Below are 18,188 nucleotides of genomic sequence, written 5' to 3' on the forward strand. Positions count from 1 at the left end.
ACCTACGCGTCTGCTCGCCGAAGAACGTCACGGGTCAGGTCGGCGACGCTCGCCACGCCCATCAGCGTCAGCGTCGACCGGATCTCGGCAGCCAGAATGTCGAGCACTGCGCCCACCCCCGCGCCACCGGCAACGGCCAGTCCGTAGAGGTAGGGCCGGCCGATCAGTACGGCGTCGGCGCCGAGAGCCAGCGCCGTCACGATGTCGCTACCGGTTCGCACGCCGCTGTCCAGCAGCACGGTGGCGCGGCCGCCGACCGCGTCCGCGATGTCGGGCAACGCGTCGACCGACGCGATCGCGCCATTGAGTTGGCGCCCACCATGATTGGACACCACCACCCCGGTGGCGCCCACGTCATCGATCGCGCGCACCGCATCGCCGGGTTCCAGCACGCCTTTGACGAGGAACGGCCCGTCCCAGCGCTCGCGGAGCGCGGCGACGTCACGCCAGCTGAGATCCGGCCGCATCCGGCGATTTTGGATGCTGACGGATTCCACCGCCCCTTTCGCTCCGGCGGTATGGGTGAGACTGCGCATCGTCATCCGCTGGTGTCGCAGCAGCCCGTACCACCAGTGCGGCCGGATCGCGGCGTCGGCGATCCGGCGCGGAGTGAGGATCGGCGGGTGCCCCATGCCGGTGCGCCGCTCCCCCGTCCGGTTGCCCTGCACGGGAACGTCGACCGTCACCACCAGGGTGCGATACCCGGCGTCACGAGCCCGGCTGAGCATCGAATCCGAGAACGGGCCGTCGCCCCAGGGATACAGCTGGAACCAGTGGTCGGCCGAGGTTCCCGCCGCGACTTCCTCGATGGAGTACGACGACGCCGTGGACAGCGTGAGACGGGTTCCGACACGTTCGGCGGCTTGCGCGGCGGCCAGTTCACCCGACCAGTGCGCGAGGCCGGTGAGTCCCGTGGGGGCCAGCACCACCGGCAGCTCGAGTCGCTGTCCGTCGATCGTCACTCCCAAGTCAGCGCCTGGGTGCCCGGCCAGAACCCGTTGGCGTAGAGACCAACTCGAAAAGGCGCTGCGATTGGCACGCAACGTGCGCTCGTCTTCGGCCCCGCCGTCGAGGTAGGCCCACACCATTTTCGGCAGTACCCGGCGCGCCACGTCCCGATAGTCCTCGACCGTGACCAACGGGGTCGGTGTGCGCAACCGGTACTGAAAGGCCGGGCTCATTTGATCGCGATGGGCGTGACGGGTGAGCCGACCGCGTTGCTGATGTGCAGCGGCGGCGCCACGAACAGGAAACTCCACAGGCCGTCAGCAGCACAGTCGGCGGCCAGCTCGTCGAGATCGAGGATCTCGGCCAGCGGCATGCCCATGTCGCGGATCAGGATGCAGTGCAGCGGCAGCGTCTCCCCTGTCTCGCTGGGGATCACCTCGATGGCCCAGTTGTCGCTGCCCACCGCTGCGACGCCGCGGTCATGCAACCAGCGCGCGCAGTCGATGCCAAGGCCCGGCTCGGTGGACATCCAGTCGTCGCGGCCCTGCGCCAGCAGCCTGCCCCGCCACCCGGTGCGCACCAGCAGGAAGTCGGCCTCGCCGACCGTCACGCTCTGCGCCTGTTCGGCCGCTTCGAGATCGGCCGGGGTGATCGCGGTACCGCCTTCGAGCCAGTCCACTCCGTGCAACCGGGCGATGTCGAGCAGCACCCCGCGCCCGGCGATCTTGTCGGTGAAGGCGTCGACAGCCAACTGACGGGCTCCGGCACGGGTGCGGACCTGGTCGGTCGAGTAACCGTTGTACAGCTTGTCGTCGTAGGCGACGTGCGACAGGGCGTCCCACTGAGTACCGGACTGCAACGGCATGATGATCCAGTCGTCAGCAACCTGCAGACCGTGCGGCTCCCAGTCGTCGGGCTGCATCGACATCAGGTGAACCGGGTTGAGCCGGCCGCCGATACCGCTCTGGGGACCGTCCTTGCCCACCGGGATACTCAGCTGAAACACCTTGCCCGAACGGACTTCACGGGCGCCGGCCTGCACATGACTGGGCTCGACGAGGTTGAGGGTGCCGATCTGGTCGTCCGGCCCCCAGCGGCCCCAGTTGGACAGTTCCCGGCCGAGGTCTTTGAAACTCACGCTTTACAGAATTGCACACAATTGTCAACATGGCAGCTATGGTCGCCACCCATTCTCCGCTGCTGTCGTTCGACACCACCGACCCGGCGTTCGTCGCCGAGCCGTGGGGGCGCTACCGCGAGATCCGGGATCTGGGCGGAATTGTCTTCAACGAGCGGATCAACCGCTGGATGGTCGGCGAATTCGACCTGGTCAAGCAGATCCTCAGCGCACCTTCACGGTTCGGCTCCGAACGCGGTCAGGTGGAGCACGCCGCGGTGTTCGGCGGGCCGACGATGGAGTTCTACGACGGTCCGCACCATGATCAGATCCGGTCGATCTGGTCCGGCGATTTCCGCCCCAGGGCCTTGGCGCGGCTGCGCCCGGTGATCGCCGAAATCGTCCGGTCCAGGCTGGAGCCGGTCGCCGCCAGATTGCGTGATGGCGAAACCGTCGAGGTGGTCTCGGAACTCACCCGTGGCATTCCGACGGAAGTGATCGCGCACATGCTCGGCGTGGAACCGGAGATGGTCGGCCAGTTCACCGTGTGGAGCGACGCGATGGGCGCTTCCGCCGAGGGCTACAGCATGCCGAACGGGCACGGAGCTGACTTGATCGCAGCCGGGAAACACGCCACCGCCCAACTGAATTCCTACATTCGTGAGCAGTTGCCCCGCCGCGGCTGCCCCGCCGACGACAGCTGGGATCTGATCGGGACGATGGTCGCCCACGAATACGCGTGTGAGCACATGACCGAGCAGGAGATCGTCGCCAGCAACACCCAATTGGTGTTCGCCGGCAACGAGACCACCGCCAAGCTGCTCGCTCAGATCGTCGCGACGCTGGCCACACATCCGGATCAGCGCCGAGCCCTACAGGCAGATCGCACTCTGGCGCTGGACGCGGTGGAAGAGGTGCACCGCCTGGAAACGGTGTCGCACTCCATCTTCCGCGATGTGGTCGGTGACGGCGTGACCGTCGGTGACGTTGCCATGGCCGACGGTGAACGGATCACCCTGCTCCTGGGCGCGGCCAATCGCGATCCGCGACGCTGGGAGCACCCCGACGACTTCGACGTCACCAGGCGCAAGCTGTCGCACCTGGGATTCGCGTTCGGCCTGCACAGTTGTCTCGGGATGAACTTGGCTCGTCTGGAGGCCCAGATCTTCCTCGAGGAACTGATCGGCACCGTGGGTGACTGGCAGCTGGCCGGTCCGCTGGACTACGGCACCAACTACACGGTGCGCGGGCCGAGCCGGGTACTTGTGTCGCTGGGCTGACGATTCAGTCGCCCAATGGCCAGTTATGACACGAATTCCGGAAGATCGTGCGCATAGCTGGCCGGTCGACGTGATTCAGCCCTGCATCCACAGAGCCCCAGCCGGACACTGAGTCACGGCCTGCTGCAATCGTTCCCGGTCGCTCTCGGGGTGGTCGTCGCCGTGGATGTGCACCATGCCCTCGTCGGAAACCTCGAACACGTCCTCGGCGATCGATTCGCAGATGCCGTGCCCGGTGCACTTGCCCAGATCGACTTCCACGCGCATGGCCGCGACCTACGCGATGTGCGCGGGCACGCGCTTGATGCCGTGCACGAAACTGCTGTACAGCAGTTCGGGCTCACCGAACTCGACGGCCTTGAGCCGAGTCAGCAACTCACGGAACAGATGTCGCAGCTCGGTCTTGGCCAGCTGATTACCCAGGCAGAAGTGCGGGCCGCCACCACCGAAACCGACCTGCGGATTGGGCGAACGACTGAGGTCGAAACGGCCGGGCTCGGTGAACACCGACTCGTCCCGGTTGCCCGAACAGTAGAACAGGCCCACCTTGTCACCGGCCCTGATCTGCTGGCCGGCCAGTTCGACGTCCTCGGTGGCATGCCGCGCGAACTGGATCACCGGGGTGGCCCACCGAACGAATTCCTCGGTGGCCAGACCGATCCGGTTGTCGAAATCCTCCAGCAGCCAATCCTTCTGGTCCGGATTTGCGGCCAGCGCCATCATCGCGTGGGTGGTGGTCTGCTTGGTGGTGTCGTTGCCGGCCGAGGCCAACAGGATCAGGAAGGCGCCGATTTCCTCGTCGGTGAGCCGGTGGCCGTCGACCTCGGCGTTGACGATGCTGGTCATCAGGTCGTCGCCGGGGTTGGCCCGCCGGAACTTGGCCAGCTCGACCCCGGTGTTCGAGATCAGCATGATCTCGTTGATGGTGGCCATCGCCCGCTCCTCGAGAGACGAGTACTCGTCGTCGCTCATGCTGAAGAGCTTTTCGGCCGCCTTGGCCAATGCGGGCTGATCGGCGGTGGGCACACCGAGCATGTCGGAGATCGTCCGCATCGGTAGCTGCGCCGAGCACGCCTCGACGAAATCGACGTCGCCGGCACCGATCAGTTCGTCGACGACGGAAACCGCGTTGCGGTGAATCTGCTCCTCGATCTTGCGCACGTTCCGCGGGGTGAACGCCGAGCTGATCAGGCGGCGATACGTGGTGTGCTCGGGCGGGTCCATCATCAGGAAGAAGGTGGCGAACTTCTGCACGTCGGCCGGCATCGGATCCAGCGCCACACCCTTTGTGGAGGTGAACAACTCAGGATGCTGGCTCACGAACTGGATGTCGGCGCGGCGGGTGATCGCCCAGAAACCCGGCTCTTCGACGTCGAAGAGTGTCGACAGCGGCTGATGCCAGCTCAGGCCGTCAGCGGCACGCAACCGAGCGAAAGTCTCGTCGCGCTTCGCGAACGGCCGGCTCCAGAAGTCGTGCGACGTGATGTCGAATGGGCTGTATTCGCGTGCCTGCGGTGAGCTGGCAACTGTCACGGTATTCCCTCCCTGCACGGCGTCCGACCACGGTGTCGCGCCACGAATTAGCGTGACAGTTCGTCGATAGTTTGTAAAGCTGTGGGCATGGCGGAAATATCGTCCCTCGACGACGAGAGCAGTACCCGAGGGCGGATCCTGGCCGCGACCGCCGAGGTGCTCGGGGCCAACGGGATGACCAAGCTCAGTCTGTCCGAGGTGGCGATGCAGGCCGGGGTGTCCCGGCCCACGCTCTACCGCTGGTTCGCCTCCAAACAGGAGCTGCTCGACGCGTTCGTCGTGTGGGAGCGCAAGTATTACGAACAGGCGGTGGCACAGGCCTCCGCCGATCTGCCCGAGGGCGAGCACCTGGATGCCGCCCTGCGCACGGTGGTCGAGTACCAGCAGTCCTACCCGGGTCTTCGCATGGTCGATATCGAGCCCGAACACGTCATCAAACGGCTCACCCAGGTCATCCCGCTGATGCGGGAGCGCCTGCAGCGCCTGACCACCGGGCCCGACGCCGACATCGCCGCGGCCACCGCAGTGCGGGTGGCGGTCTGTCACTACCTGGTTCGTAGCGATGACGCCGACGATTTCCTCGCACAGCTGCGCCATGCCGCCGGCGTCCGACACCCGCATTGACCTGGGCAGGCCGCATCCGGCGCTACGCTGGCGGCGGTGACCGACTCCATTGATGCCATCGCCGGGCTCGACCTGACCGACCAGGCCGCGCTGGGCAGCGGCGCGAGCTTCTGGACCACCAAAGCAATCGGCACGGTGCCGGCCATCATGCTCACCGACGGACCGCACGGCGTTCGCCGTCAATCCGGCAGTGCGACAGATCATCTGGGCATCTCCGGCAGTGAGCCGGCGACCTGTTTTCCGCCCGCGGTCGGGCTCAGCCACACCTGGGATCCCGAACTGGTGGAACGGATCGGTCAGGCTCTCGGCGACGAAAGCCGTGCGCTGGGCGTCCACGTGCTGCTCGGCCCCGGAGTCAACATCAAGCGCGACCCACGGTGCGGGCGCAACTTCGAGTACTACTCCGAAGACCCGCTCCTGTCCGGCGCGCTCGGGGCGGCCTGGGTGCGCGGCGTACAAAGCCGTGGTGTCGGCGCGTCGCTGAAACACTTCGCGGCCAACAACGCCGAGCACGATCGCATGCGTGCCAGCTCCGACGTCGACGTCCGCACGTTACGTGAGATCTACCTGCGGACGTTCGAGATCGTGGTGCGCCAGGCCCGACCATGGACCGTGATGTGCTCCTACAACCGGATCAACGGCGTCTATGCCTCGGAGAACACCTGGCTGCTGACCACGATCCTGCGTGACGAATGGGGTTTCGACGGCGTGGTGGTCAGCGACTGGGGCGCGGTGTCCAACCGGGTCGCGGCGGTGGCCGCGGGCCTGGACCTGGAGATGCCGGCGACCGGTGGCAGCTCCGATGCCGAGGTGGTGCGCGCGGTCCGCGCCGGCGAGTTGGACGCGGCTGCCGTCGCACGGGCCGCCGCACGGGTGGCCGACCTGTCGCGCCGTGCCACCCGGACAACCCCCGCTGCAACATCATTCGATGTCAATGCCCACCACGAGCTGGCCCGCGAGGCGGCCACTCGAGCCATCGTGTTATTGAAGAACGACGATGATCTGCTGCCGCTGGCGCCGTCAACCCTTGCGGTCATCGGCCGGTTCGCCCAGGAGCCCAGATATCAGGGGGGCGGCAGTTCCCATGTGAACCCGTCCCGCGTCGACATTCCGTTGGACGAGATCCGCAGGCTGGCGGGCGACCATCCGGTCAGCTACTCCTCCGGAACCGACGTCGCGGCTGCAGCCGCGGCCGCTGAATCTGCGGAAACCGCAATCGTTTTCCTCGGACTCACCGCCGAAGAGGAATCCGAGGGCTACGACCGCGAGCACATCGATCTGCCGCCCGAACAACTCGACCTGTTGCGTTCCGTCGTCGAGGTCCAGCCGCGCACGGTGGTGGTACTGGCCCATGGTGGCGTGGTACGCCTCGACACCGTCGCCGATCTGGCCCCGGCGGTCATGGACGGGGCGCTGCTCGGGCAGGCCGGCGGCGGCGCGCTCGCCGACGTGGTGTTCGGCGTTGCGAACCCCTCGGGCCGGTTGGCAGAGACGGTACCGCTGCGGCTGCAGGATTCTCCGGCCTATCTCAACTTTCCGTCCGAATCGGGTCACACCGTCTACGGGGAGCGGATGTTCGTCGGCTACCGCTGGTATGACACGCGGGATCTACCGGTGGCATTCCCGTTCGGCCACGGCTTGTCCTACACCCACTTCACGTACTCGGATCTCGAGCTGGAGGCTACCGGTGCCGGTGTGACCGTGCGTGTGACGGTCACCAATACCGGAGACCGACCGGGCCGGGACGTGGTGCAGGCCTACGCCGGGCTACCCGGCTCCCGCGTCGGCAGGCCGACGCGTTGGTTGGCCGGATTCGCTTCGGTCACCCTCGACCCAGGGCGCCGACAGACGGTCGAAATCGCCGTCGACCGAACCGATCTCGCGTACTGGAGCACGGATGCCGCCCGCTGGGTCGTGGAATCCGGCGGATATGAGGTGTCGGTGGGGGCATCAAGCCGAGACATCCGGCTGACCGCGACGGTGACCGTCGCCGGCGACGAGCCGGCGCGGCCGTTCACCCGGGAGTCGACGCTGGGCGAACTGCTCGCCGACCCCACGGCAGCGCAGACCATCCTGACGGCGCTGGGTAGTGCATCCCCGTTCGGTGCTGCCGATTCCGCGCTCGGCAGCGACCTGCTGCGGATGCTGGAATCAGTGCCGGTCGGTCGGATGGTCGGGTTCTCGGCGGGCAAGGTCACCCGCGAGCAGCTCGATGAACTGCTCGCGGGCATCAACGCTCACCGATCCTGACCGCCCCGTAGCTCGGCCAGGATCTCGTCGGTGTGCGCCCCGAGGGTCGGGGCAACCATGCGTGGCTGCCACGGCGTGGCCGAGAAGTCGGCGGGGCTGGCCACCATCGGCACGGTCGACATGCCGTCGGGCACTTCGACGATGCCACCGGCAGCGTGGAACTGCTCGTCGGCGATGACGTCGTCGAGGCTGTTGATCGGCGACCAGAAGAAATCGGGCTCGCCATCGAAGAGCGGGGCCCAGTGGTCCATCGGATGGGCAGCGAAGATGGTGTCCAACTCGGCGATCAGCTCGCGGGCGTTGCGGTACCGGTCCCGCGCCGTGGCGAACCGGGTGTCGGTCAGCCAGTCCTCGCGAGCCACCACCCGGCACAGTGCGGGCCAGTGCCGGTCCCCCTGCAGTCCGACGATCCAGAAGCGCTTCCCGTCACCGGCGGCGTAGTTGTTCATACACGGGTTGGCCATTGCCTCGCGTTGGCCGATCGCGATCTGTTCACCGCTCATCAGCACGGTGTTGAGATCGAAGCTGACGGTGTAGGCACCCTGCCGGTACAGCGAGGTGCTGACCAATTGGCCTGTGCCCGTGCGGTTTCTGGCGAGCAGCGCGGCGCACACCGCGGCCGCCAGCGTCATTCCGGCGGAGTGGTCCCCCATGCCGCCGCGCTGAAACGGCGGAGTGTCGCCGGGGCGGGTGAGCAGATCGGCCACACCGGCGCGCGCCCAGAACGCGGCGACGTCGTAGGCCGCCCGATCCGCCTCCGGCCCGGTCAGGCCATAGCCGGTGACCAACCCGTACACCAGACGTGGATTGCGCGCCGCGACGGTCTCGAAGTCGAGTTCGAGCCGGCGCAACGCTGCCGGGCGCACATTTGTCAGGAAAACGTCTGCGGTAGAAAGCAATTCCCGTGCGTTATCACGTCCCTCGGTGGTGGCGAGGTCGAGGACGATGCTGCGCTTGGACCGGTTGTCCATCTCGAAGGGCGGGTTGGCCGCCACGCCCAGGTCCGGATCGAGGCCGAGCATCCGACCGAAGGTTCGCGCCGGATCACCCGAGGGCGGTTCGATCTTGATGACGTCGGCGCCCCAGTCGGCGAGGATCGCTCCGGCGGCCGGCGCGGCGACCCACACGCCCAACTCGATGACCCGAAAACCCTCCATCGGACCCGCCATCAACGCTCCTTCCGAAAGTGCTTTACAATCTGATTGAGATTTGTAAACTTGGCCAATGCTCACACCGGCCCGCCGCCTCGTCCCTGTCGCCGGCTTGGCCGCACATATCGGCCATGGCGTGCAACGTATCGCAACCGACGCGGCCGTCAGCCGAATGCGTGCAATGCCCCGCCGCATCGGCGACCTCGACCCGGCCTACCTGTCGCAGCTCACCGGGCGCAGGATCGAATCGGTATCGATCATCGGCGGTGACGCCGGCACGTCGTCGCGGGCGCGGCTGGCACTGACGGGAGTCGACGCGCCGGAATCGGTCTTCGTCAAGATGCCCGCCGAAACCGCGGCCACCCGGATGATGGGCGAACTGGGCCGGCTGGGGCACACCGAGGTGCGCTTCTACCAACAACTGGCCGACGGCCTGCCCGGAGTGCCCCGCGCCTACGGCGCCGCCTTCGATGCCCTGACCGGGCGGTACGTACTGGCATTGGAAGACCTGACGCTCAGCCCATGCGAGTTCACCGACACCCTGCATCCACTGGACAAGGACCGCGCCGCGCAGACCGTCGAGCTCCTGGCCCGGGTCCACGCCGCGTTCTGGGGGCGGCTGCCGGCCAGAACCGGCACCGGGCCGCTGGGCTGGCTGTATTCCGCGTCCGGGGACCACACCTCGCTGATGACCGGTTCCCTGCTCAAGCTGTCGACGAAACGGCTGGCCGAGAGCACCGACATACCGGTGGCCGACGGCCGGTTCATCGACGAGAACTATCGCGCGGCGGCCCAACTACTGGACCGGCCACCACACACAGTGATGCACGGTGACGCGCATCCGGGCAACCTGTTCTTCCGCGACGGCGAAGCGGGCCTGCTCGACTGGCAGGCCGTGCGCCGCGGCCATCCGGGCCGGGAGCTGGCCTACACGCTGGTCACCTGCATGACCACGGCCGACCGGCAGGCTGCCGAACGCGACCTGCTCGACGAGTACCGACGCGCACTCGCCGCGGCGGGCGGACCGACACTGGGTCACGATGACCTGTGGGAGCGCTATCGGCTCGGTGCGATCTACGCCTACGCCGCACCGGTCATCACCGCCGGACTCGGCGGTATGCAGGATGAAGGTATCGCAATAGAAGGAGCCAGGCGGGGCGTGGCAGCCTTGGCCGACCTCGAGACTGTGGCAATACTCAAGAAGTTGCTGTGATGGTCCTACCATTTGGTGAACCACGAACAACCAAGGCCTGGACGTGAATGAACCTCTACCCGCGCAGCGGGACGCATCAGTCGAAGACACCTCGACACGCCACCGAATCCTGGTCGCGACGGCCGAGGTGCTGGCCCGCAGCGGTCAGACCAAGCTGAGTCTGTCCGAGGTGGCGCTGCAGGCGGGCGTTTCCCGGCCCACGTTGTATCGCTGGTTCGCCGACAAACAGGAGCTACTCGACGCGTTCGGTACCTACGAGCGCGAGATGTTCGACCACGGCATCAGCCGCGCGACCGTAGGCCTGCGCGGCAACGAGAAGCTTGACGCCGCACTGCGTTTCATCGTGCAGTATCAGCAGTCGTATTCGGGGGTCCGGCTGGTCGACATCGAGCCGGAAGTCGTGATCGCCCAACTGGCCAACGTCATCCCCCTCATGCGCGCACGGCTGCTCAAGCTGCTGTCGGGCGCCAATGCCCCGGTCAAGGCGGCCACCGCGATCCGGGTCGCGGTCTCGCACTACATCGTGCGCAGCGATGACGGCGACCAGTTTCTGGCGCAGCTGCGTCATGCCGTCGGCCTCAAACAGCCCGACTCGAACTGAGACCTCCAGCCTCGGCGCTACTTGTTTCTGCTCGGTTCTGATTGTTTCTGCTCGGTTCTGAACCCCTTTCCGTCACGCCGGCGTGACTCTCGGCGCCGACCGCCACTCTGGCGTGACATTCGGAACTCTACGATCGCAGAGACTTCCCGATCGGTCAATCCTCGTTTTGAGGGGTGACACGACACGTAAATTTTGTAAAGCTATCGGCATGACTCAGGTGCAGAGCGACACCGGCGTGCTCGCCGGTGACGAGCGGATGCTCATCGACGGGGAACTCCAATACACCAGCGGCGGCGCGAAGTTCGACGTCGTACACCCCGCCAGCGAGCAGGTGGCGGGCCAGGCCACCGACGGTACGGTGGCCGACATCGAGCGTGCCGTCGGTGCCGCGCGACGAGCCTTCGACGAAACCGACTGGAGCCGCGACGTCGAGTTCCGCTACCACTGCCTGATGCAGCTACACGACGCGCTGGATGCCGAGAAAGAGCGCCTGCGCCGGATTCTGGTCACCGAGGTGGGCTGTCCCGTCACCGTCACCGGCTCCCAGATCGAAGACCCGATCGGCGAGGTCAAGCACTGGGCCGAACACGGCAGGAATTTCGAGTACGTGGTCGACAATGGCGTCCACCAAACCCAGCTCGGGCCGGCGCGACGCAAGATCGCCTATGAACCGGTCGGTGTGGTCGGCGCCATCACCCCGTGGAATGTGCCGTTCTACCTCAACGTCGCCGAGACCGTTCCGGCCTTGATGGCCGGCAACACGGTGGTGCTCAAGCCCGCGCAGCTCACTCCGTGGTCAGGTACCGAGCTGGGTCGCATCGTCGCCGAGCACACCGACATCCCGGCCGGCGTGTTCAACGTCGTCGTCTCGAACGCCAATGAGGTCGGCGCCGCGCTGTCGGCGGATCCGCGGGTGGACATGATCACCTTCACCGGTTCGACCGCGACCGGACGCGCCATCTTGGCCGCCGGCGCTTCGACGGTCAAGAAGACGATGCTCGAGCTCGGCGGCAAGTCCGCGCACATCGTGCTCGACGACGCCGACTTCAACTCGGCACTGCCCATCGCGGCGATGATGGCCTGCGTCATGAGCGGCCAGTCCTGCATCCTGCCCAGCCGGATCCTGCTCCCCCGCAGCCGTTACGACGAAGGAGTCGAGCTCCTCAAGGGCGCGATGGAGAACTTTCCGGTCGGCGACCCGTGGACCCCGGGCATCATGCAGGGCCCGCAGATCAGCGCCACGCAGCGCGAAAAGGTGCTCGGGCTCATCAAGTCGGGTATCGATTCGGGCGCCCGGCTGGTCACCGGCGGCGGCGTTCCGGAAAACCTGCCCACGGGTTACTACACTCAGCCCACGCTGCTCGCCGACGTCGACCCCGATTCGCAGGTCGCGCAGGAGGAGATCTTCGGACCCGTGCTGACGGTCACCCCGTATGACTCCGACGACGAAGCGGTCGCCATCGCCAACAACTCGATTTACGGCCTGTCCGGGGAGGTTTCATCCGGTGACGTCGACCGGGCCTTCGCCGTCGCACGCCGCATCCGGACCGGCAACGTCACCATCAACAGCCGCAGCCACTTCGGTATCAACAGCCCGTTCGGTGGCTCGAAGCAGAGCGGTCTGGGCCGGCGCAACGGCGAGGAAGGCTTCAAGGAGTACTTCGAATCCAAGACCATCGGGATGCCCGAATAGTGAGCGAGCATTCCGACATCTCGGCCCTGCTGTACCGCTACGCGCGGGCGGTCGACTCCAAGGACTGGGAGCTGTACCGGTCGGTGTTCACCGAGGACGCACACATCGATTACTCGTCGGCGGGGGCCGTCGTGGGCAGTCGCGACGAGGTGGTCGACTGGTTCGCCGCCAACTTCGGGGTGATCCCGTGGAGCATGCACTACATCACCAACGTCGAGATCCTGGAAAGCGACGGCGACGCCGCAACGGTGCGGGCGATGTTCTACAACCCCATGCAGTTGCCCGGGATGGCCGAGATGAGCGCGTGCGGCGGCTACTACCACCACGAGTTGGTGCGCACCCTCGACGGTTGGCGCAGTCGCAGTCTGCGCGAAGAGAACCTCTGGTTCACCAACGCGCCGGGTCAAGCCTGACGACCCACGTTGACATTGAATCGACGCAGACGTCTACTCGACCTTTTGCACCATCAGTTCAAAGTCGACGCCGCACCTCAGCCCTCGGCGGCCAACTGGCCACAGGCCGCGGCGATCTCACGCCCCCGGGTGTCGCGCACGGTGCACGACACGCCCTTGGCCTGAACGCGTTTGACGAACTCACGCTCGGCGGGTTTGGGACTGGCGTCCCATTTGCTGCCCGGCGTCGGGTTGAGTGGGATGAGGTTGACGTGCACCAGCTGCCCCAGCTTGCTGTGCAGCTTCTTACCGAGAAGGTCTGCGCGCCAAGGCTGGTCGTTGACATCGCGGATCAACGCGTACTCGATGGACACGCGACGGCCGGTGACGTCGGCGTAGTACCGCGCGGCGTCGAGAACTTCGTCCACCTTCCACCGGTTGTTGACCGGCACCAGGGTGTCGCGTAGTTCATCGTCGGGGGTGTGCAGCGACACGGCAAGGGTGACGCCGAGGCGTTCGTCGGCGAGCTTGCGGATGGCCGGAGCCAGACCGACTGTCGACACCGTCACCGACCGGGCGCTGATCCCGAAACCGTTCGGCGGCGGCGCAATGATGCGCTTCACCGCGGCGACCACCCGGTTGTAGTTGGCCAGCGGCTCACCCATGCCCATGAAGACGATGTTGGACAGCCGCCCGTCATGTTCGAGCCGCATGGCCGACGACGCCGACCGGACCTGTTCGAGGATCTCGGCGGTGGACAGGTTGCGCATCAGGCCGCCCTGGCCGGTCGCGCAGAACGGGCAGGCCATGCCGCAGCCGGCCTGCGAGGAGATGCACACTGTGTTGCGCTGCGGATAGCGCATCAGCACCGACTCGAAGGTCGTGCCGTCGCCGGCGCGCCACAGCGTCTTGCGGGTCTCCCCCGCGTCGCACTGGACCTGCTTCACCGGGTCGATCAGCGTCGGGAACAGTGCCTCGGCCACCTGATCTCGCACCGCGGCAGGCAGGTCGGTCATCTGCTTCGGGTCGGCGATCAGGCGGCCGTAGTACTGGTTGGCCAGCTGTTTGGCCCGGAATTTCGGCAGCCCCAGCTCGGTGACGGCAGCAGCGCGGCCGTCCTCGTCGAGGTCGGCAAGGTGCCGCGGCGGCATGCCGCGTCGCGGGGCTTCGAAGACCAATTCCTGCTTCATGTCTTTTCCAGTATCAGGCTTGTTCGGCGAGAACATCGTGAACAGTGCGCTCAACGGTGTCCAGGACATCGTTATCCACCCCGGGACGGCCGCGGACGAAGACCGATGCGCGGCTGGCCGGGGGCAGCCCCTCGGCCAGACACAACCCGTCGGGCAGCCGGCCGATCATCGGCAGCAGAGCCACCCCGAGACCAGAGCGCACCGCTGCGAACAGGCCGGAGAGGTTCGCGGATTCGGCGGCGATGCGGTAGTCGGTCCCGCTGCGGTCGAGCGTGGCGAACGTGGGTTCGCGCAATGTGCAGGGTTCGGAGAACATCACCACCGGCAACGGCTGGTTCACCGCGTGCGCAGCGAGGCTGCGCCCCGAAACCCATTTCAGTGCAAGCGTTCCCGAGGCGTGAGCGGGGTCCATCCCGGAACCGTCGAGCATCACGGCAAGGTCGACCAGACCGTGTTCGACGGCGTCGGCGAGCGTGACATTGCGGTCGAGGCGAAACCGCAGCCGCCAGTTCGGCAACCGCTCGCCCAGCGCCGCGGTGAGGGCGGGCAGCATGACATCGGCGCCGTGCTCGGTGGCACCGATCAGCAGCACCTGCTCCTCGGCTGCACCGAGATCGGTCAGCGCCGCGTCGTGGGCGGCGAGAATGCCCCGGGCGTGCCCGAGTACGCGGTGGCCCAGTTCGGTGAAGGCGACACCGCGACCGGACCGTTCGACGACGGGGCCACCCACGACGGCCTCGATCCGCCGCACATGCTGACTGACGGCCGACTGCGTCATGTGCAACACCGCGGCGGCACGGTGAAACCCGCCACAGTCCGCCACCGCCACCACGCTGCGCAGCGGCGCGATGTCCAGCACCTGACCCATGCGATCAAGGTACTCCGATCAGTACTCACGATCAAAGACCTGGCATTTCACCCTATTCATCGGGTTATTCCGCCGAATTGATTAGCATCGATGATCAATCGTGATTGCCGATAATCGTTGGACCGCGCGCACGAGGCTCGCTCACGATAGGGATCATGCCGCCCACTCCGATGCCGATGCGCACGGCGACCACCGTGACGTTCTTCTACGCCCTGGGTTATCCGATCGGGAACCTGGCCGTGCACGCCCTCTCCCCGATGGCGGTGTTGGCTGTTCGTTTCGGGGCGGCAGGACTGATCCTCGGCACCTGGGCCGGGCTGGCCCGGGTCGGCTTCCCGACGGGCCGGAAGCTGCTGCACGTCGCGGTGGCGGGTCTGCTCATGCAGGCGGTGCAGTTCTGTGCGCTCTACGTTGCGATTCAGCAGGGCGCCCCGGCAGTGCTCTGCGCGGTGGTCATTGCGATGAACCCGGTGGCGACGGCACTGCTGGCCGCGGTGTTCCTACGTGACCGGCTGACACCACGCCGGATCGTCGCGTTGGTGCTCGGTATCGCCGCAGTGCTGGCAGCATGCGCGACGCGACTGGTCACCTCAGGTGGTATCGACCCGGCAGTCGGATTGCTGTTGGTGGCATTGCTCGGTCTGGCGGCAGGCGGGGTGTATCAGCAGCGGTTCTGCTCTGATGTCGACTTCCGGGCCTCGACCTCCGTGCAGAACGCCGTCGCGTTCCTACCCGCGTTGGCGCTGGCGCTCAGCACCCCGATCGAGGTGCATGACGCCACCAAAGCCGTGCTGGCGGTGGCCGGCGTGGTGCTGCTCAACGCCATCCTCGGGGTGTCGCTCTACGTGCGGGCCATCAACCTGCACGGGGCGTCGGCGGTCGCGATGCTGTTCTGTGTGATCCCCGCAGTCGCCGGGGTGTTGTCCTGGCTCATGCTCGGCGAGCGGGTGAACATCGGCATCGCCGCGGGACTGGTCCTGGGTGCGATCGCCTGCTGGCTGAACGCGTCTGCCACGCGCAGCGAACGCGGTCTACGCGAGGAGCGTGAGCACGATCCAGCCGACGACGGCGGACGGCAACATCGCGTCGATGCGGTCCATGATCCCGCCGTGGCCCGGCAGTAGCGTGCCCATGTCCTTGATGCCGAGATCGCGTTTGACCTGCGATTCGACCAGGTCCCCGAGCACACCGGTGATCACCAGCAAGAGGCCGAGCGGTACGCCCACCCAGGCCGGCTTGTCCAACAGGAACGCCACGGACAACACCGCTGCGGTGACACCGAACAGCAGCGATCCGCCCAAACCTTCCCAGGACTTCTTCGGACTGATCGCCGGCGCGAGCAGATGCTTGCCGAACAGGACGCCCGCGACGTAGCCGCCGATGTCGGCGAAGACGACCGTCACGATGATGGTGAAAACCCGGACTCCGCCGTGGTCGGCGAAGATGAGCAGCGCGGTGAAGGCCGCGAACAACGGCACCCACGTGGCAAGCAGGATCGTGGCGGCGACATCTCGCAGGTAATTGACCGGTTGCTGGTCCAGGCCCTGCCCGACCAGACGCCAGACCATGCAAACGACGATCGTGCCGCCATAGGCGCCCAGCAGACCGACGGCCCCGAAGGGCCACGTCAGCCAGATCATCGCCTGGCCACCCAGCAGCAGCGGAACGGCGGGCAATGCGTAACCGTGCTCACGCATCCGCCGGATCACCTCATGGGTGGCGATGGCGATGGCGATGGCCAACAGCGGCAGCCACCAGATGGGCGCAAAGAGCAGGGTGCCTATCGCGAGGGCGCCGAGGACCACGCCGACGGTGATGGCGGCCGGCAGGTCACGGCCGGCGCGCGAGGTCTTCTGCGGTGGCTCGGTCTGTGCCACGGGACTGGGGTGCTGAAGGTCGCCTAGACCTCCAGCAACTCGCCTTCCTTGTGCTTGACCAACTCGTCGATCTGACTGGTGTAGGTGTGGGTGGATTTGTCGAGATCCTTTTCCGCGCGCCCGACCTCGTCCTCGCCGGCCTCGCCGTCCTTCTTGATCCGGCTGAGCTCTTCCATCGCCTTACGACGAATGTTGCGCACGGACACCTTGGCGTCCTCGCCCTTGGACTTTGCCTGCTTGACCAGCTCGCGGCGGCGCTCCTCGGTGAGCTGCGGGATGGAGATCCGGATGATGTTGCCGTCGTTCGTCGGGTTGACCCCGAGGTCGGAGTTACGGATCGCGTCCTCGATCGGCCGGAGCTGAGCGGCCTCGTAGGGCTTGATGACGACGAGCCGCGCCTCGGGCACGTTGATGCTCGCCATCTGCGTGATCGGCGTCATCGACCCGTAGTACTCGATGTTGATCCGGGAGAACATGCCCGGATTGGCCCGGCCGGTGCGGATCGTGGCCAGGTCGTCACGGGCCACACTCACGGCCTTTTCCATCTTCTCTTCGGCGTCGAAGAGAGTTTCGTCGATCACTTCGGGTTCTCCATCGATCTTGCTCCTCGCGTGCGCGGCAGGTCAGGTGGTGGTGGTGACCAGTGTTCCGATCTTCTCACCCGCCACGGCACGGGCGATATTGCCTTCGGTGAGCAGGTTGAACACCAGCATCGGCATGCGGTTGTCCATGCACAAACTGAAGGCAGTGGCATCGGCGACCCGCAGGCCGCGGTCGATGACATCACGATGGCTGACTTCGGTGAGCAACTCGGCGTTCAGGTCTTCGCGTGGGTCGGCGGTGTAGACGCCGTCGACAGCCTTGGCCATCAGCACCACGTCGGCCCCGATCTCGAGAGCCCGCTGCGCGGCCGTCGTGTCGGTGGAGAAGTACGGAAGGCCCATGCCGGCACCGAAGATGACGACGCGACCCTTTTCCAGGTGTCGCACGGCCCGCAACGGGATGTACGGCTCGGCGACCTGCCCCATCGTGATGGCGGTCTGCACGCGGGTGTCGATGCCCTCTTTCTCCAGGAAGTCCTGCAGCGCAAGGCTGTTCATCACCGTGCCGAGCATGCCCATGTAGTCGCTGCGGGTGCGTTCCATCCCGCGCTGCTGAAGCTGGGCGCCGCGGAAGAAGTTGCCACCACCGATCACGACCGCGACCTGAACTCCGCTACGCACCACTGCGGCGATCTGGCGGGCCACCTGGTGCACGACGTCGGGGTCGAGGCCGACCTGGCCGCCGCCGAACATCTCTCCGCCGAGTTTCAGCAGAACCCTTTTGTAAAAGGGACGAATGGGTGCTGCGCCCTCGCCGGCGACATTCGGATCCGCCATCGGTCTCCTCGGCACTCCTCGCATGTAGAGAGCCACCCGGGTTACCCCTGGACGGCCTCTCCATCCTGCCCT

The 18,188-nt window shown here is 66.4% G+C and carries 18 protein-coding genes; 8 read left to right on the forward strand and 10 right to left on the reverse strand.

All coding sequences use genetic code 11. The annotated features are described in order from the left end of the window. Positions 1 to 2: 2 nt before the first annotated feature. Positions 3 to 1,181 (reverse strand): alpha-hydroxy acid oxidase, encoded by a 1,179-nt coding sequence (locus A5779_RS27630; protein WP_064886931.1) that lies wholly within the window; start codon positions 1,179 to 1,181, stop codon positions 3 to 5. Then, positions 1,178 to 2,086, reverse strand: coding sequence for a cyclase family protein (locus A5779_RS27635; protein ID WP_064886932.1), 909 nt, complete (start codon positions 2,084 to 2,086; stop codon positions 1,178 to 1,180). The genes A5779_RS27630 and A5779_RS27635 overlap by 4 nt, the downstream gene beginning before the upstream one ends. A 29-nt stretch (positions 2,087 to 2,115) precedes the next feature. Between A5779_RS27635 and A5779_RS27640 the strand changes: the two genes are divergently transcribed. Beyond that, positions 2,116 to 3,345, forward strand: coding sequence for a cytochrome P450 (locus A5779_RS27640; protein ID WP_082941886.1), 1,230 nt, complete (start codon positions 2,116 to 2,118; stop codon positions 3,343 to 3,345). Between the two features lie 75 nt (positions 3,346 to 3,420). Here A5779_RS27640 and A5779_RS27645 read toward each other — a convergent pair whose 3' ends face one another. Both A5779_RS27645 and A5779_RS27650 read right to left on the reverse strand, forming a co-directional pair. Next, positions 3,421 to 3,612, reverse strand: coding sequence for a ferredoxin (locus A5779_RS27645; RefSeq protein WP_064886934.1), 192 nt, complete (start codon positions 3,610 to 3,612; stop codon positions 3,421 to 3,423). Positions 3,613 to 3,621: 9 nt separating this feature from the next. After that, positions 3,622 to 4,878 carry a cytochrome P450 gene (locus A5779_RS27650; RefSeq protein ID WP_064886935.1) on the reverse strand — a complete coding sequence of 419 codons (1,257 nt, stop codon included), beginning with the start codon at positions 4,876 to 4,878 and terminating at the stop codon, positions 3,622 to 3,624. Positions 4,879 to 4,965: 87 nt separating this feature from the next. Here A5779_RS27650 and A5779_RS27655 point away from each other — a divergent pair, with 87 nt between their 5' ends. Continuing rightward, positions 4,966 to 5,502, forward strand: a complete 537-nt coding sequence (locus A5779_RS27655) for a TetR/AcrR family transcriptional regulator (protein ID WP_064886936.1) — start codon at positions 4,966 to 4,968, stop codon at positions 5,500 to 5,502. A 36-nt stretch (positions 5,503 to 5,538) separates the two neighbouring features. After that, complete coding sequence (locus tag A5779_RS27660) at positions 5,539 to 7,752, forward strand: glycoside hydrolase family 3 C-terminal domain-containing protein (RefSeq protein WP_064886937.1); 2,214 nt, start codon at positions 5,539 to 5,541, stop codon at positions 7,750 to 7,752. On the opposite strand, the gene A5779_RS27665 is transcribed toward A5779_RS27660, so the two are convergent. Next, positions 7,740 to 8,921, reverse strand: coding sequence for a CoA transferase (locus A5779_RS27665; RefSeq protein WP_064886938.1), 1,182 nt, complete (start codon positions 8,919 to 8,921; stop codon positions 7,740 to 7,742). The genes A5779_RS27660 and A5779_RS27665 overlap by 13 nt on opposite strands. 55 nt (positions 8,922 to 8,976) lie before the next feature. Here A5779_RS27665 and A5779_RS27670 point away from each other — a divergent pair, with 55 nt between their 5' ends. The 4 genes from A5779_RS27670 to A5779_RS27685 all read left to right on the forward strand — a co-directional run bounded on the left by A5779_RS27670 (position 8,977) and on the right by A5779_RS27685 (position 12,823). Next, positions 8,977 to 10,116 carry a phosphotransferase gene (locus A5779_RS27670; protein ID WP_064886939.1) on the forward strand — a complete coding sequence of 380 codons (1,140 nt, stop codon included), beginning with the start codon at positions 8,977 to 8,979 and terminating at the stop codon, positions 10,114 to 10,116. A 43-nt stretch (positions 10,117 to 10,159) separates the two neighbouring features. Next, on the forward strand, positions 10,160 to 10,717 hold the full coding sequence (locus tag A5779_RS27675) for a TetR/AcrR family transcriptional regulator (RefSeq protein ID WP_064886940.1): 558 nt from the start codon (positions 10,160 to 10,162) through the stop codon (positions 10,715 to 10,717). A 208-nt stretch (positions 10,718 to 10,925) separates the two neighbouring features. Next, positions 10,926 to 12,410, forward strand: a complete 1,485-nt coding sequence (locus A5779_RS27680) for an aldehyde dehydrogenase family protein (RefSeq protein WP_064886941.1) — start codon at positions 10,926 to 10,928, stop codon at positions 12,408 to 12,410. Further along, the gene (locus A5779_RS27685) at positions 12,410 to 12,823 is read left to right on the forward strand and encodes a nuclear transport factor 2 family protein (RefSeq protein ID WP_082941887.1); all 414 of its coding nucleotides are present in this window, start codon (positions 12,410 to 12,412) and stop codon (positions 12,821 to 12,823) included. Before A5779_RS27680 ends, A5779_RS27685 begins: the two co-directional genes overlap by 1 nt. Positions 12,824 to 12,900: 77 nt before the next feature. Here the strand turns inward: A5779_RS27685 and rlmN are convergent, their stop codons facing one another. Further along, the gene (gene rlmN / locus A5779_RS27690; protein WP_064886943.1) at positions 12,901 to 13,992 is read right to left on the reverse strand and encodes a dual-specificity RNA methyltransferase RlmN; all 1,092 of its coding nucleotides are present in this window, start codon (positions 13,990 to 13,992) and stop codon (positions 12,901 to 12,903) included. A gap of 13 nt (positions 13,993 to 14,005) precedes the next feature. Continuing rightward, on the reverse strand, positions 14,006 to 14,860 hold the full coding sequence (locus A5779_RS27695) for a LysR family transcriptional regulator (protein ID WP_064886944.1): 855 nt from the start codon (positions 14,858 to 14,860) through the stop codon (positions 14,006 to 14,008). A gap of 170 nt (positions 14,861 to 15,030) precedes the next feature. Between A5779_RS27695 and A5779_RS27700 the strand changes: the two genes are divergently transcribed. Further along, positions 15,031 to 15,984, forward strand: a complete 954-nt coding sequence (locus tag A5779_RS27700) for a DMT family transporter (RefSeq protein ID WP_064886986.1) — start codon at positions 15,031 to 15,033, stop codon at positions 15,982 to 15,984. On the opposite strand, the gene A5779_RS27705 is transcribed toward A5779_RS27700, so the two are convergent. From A5779_RS27705 to pyrH, 3 genes are read right to left on the reverse strand one after another with little or no spacing between them, the layout of a single operon-like run. Beyond that, positions 15,892 to 16,737: a phosphatidate cytidylyltransferase gene (locus A5779_RS27705; protein ID WP_064886945.1), complete on the reverse strand. Its 846-nt coding sequence runs from the start codon at positions 16,735 to 16,737 to the stop codon at positions 15,892 to 15,894. The genes A5779_RS27700 and A5779_RS27705 overlap by 93 nt on opposite strands. A gap of 23 nt (positions 16,738 to 16,760) precedes the next feature. Beyond that, a complete protein-coding gene (gene frr, locus A5779_RS27710) occupies positions 16,761 to 17,318 on the reverse strand; it encodes a ribosome recycling factor (RefSeq protein ID WP_055112951.1) in 558 nt (185 codons plus the stop codon). Between the two features lie 42 nt (positions 17,319 to 17,360). Further along, positions 17,361 to 18,116, reverse strand: a complete 756-nt coding sequence (gene pyrH, locus A5779_RS27715) for a UMP kinase (RefSeq protein ID WP_055112949.1) — start codon at positions 18,114 to 18,116, stop codon at positions 17,361 to 17,363. Positions 18,117 to 18,188 lie beyond the last annotated feature (72 nt).

Origin of the sequence: Mycolicibacterium peregrinum (assembly GCF_001665625.1) — a bacterium.
Lineage (GTDB): Bacteria > Actinomycetota > Actinomycetes > Mycobacteriales > Mycobacteriaceae > Mycobacterium > Mycobacterium peregrinum_B.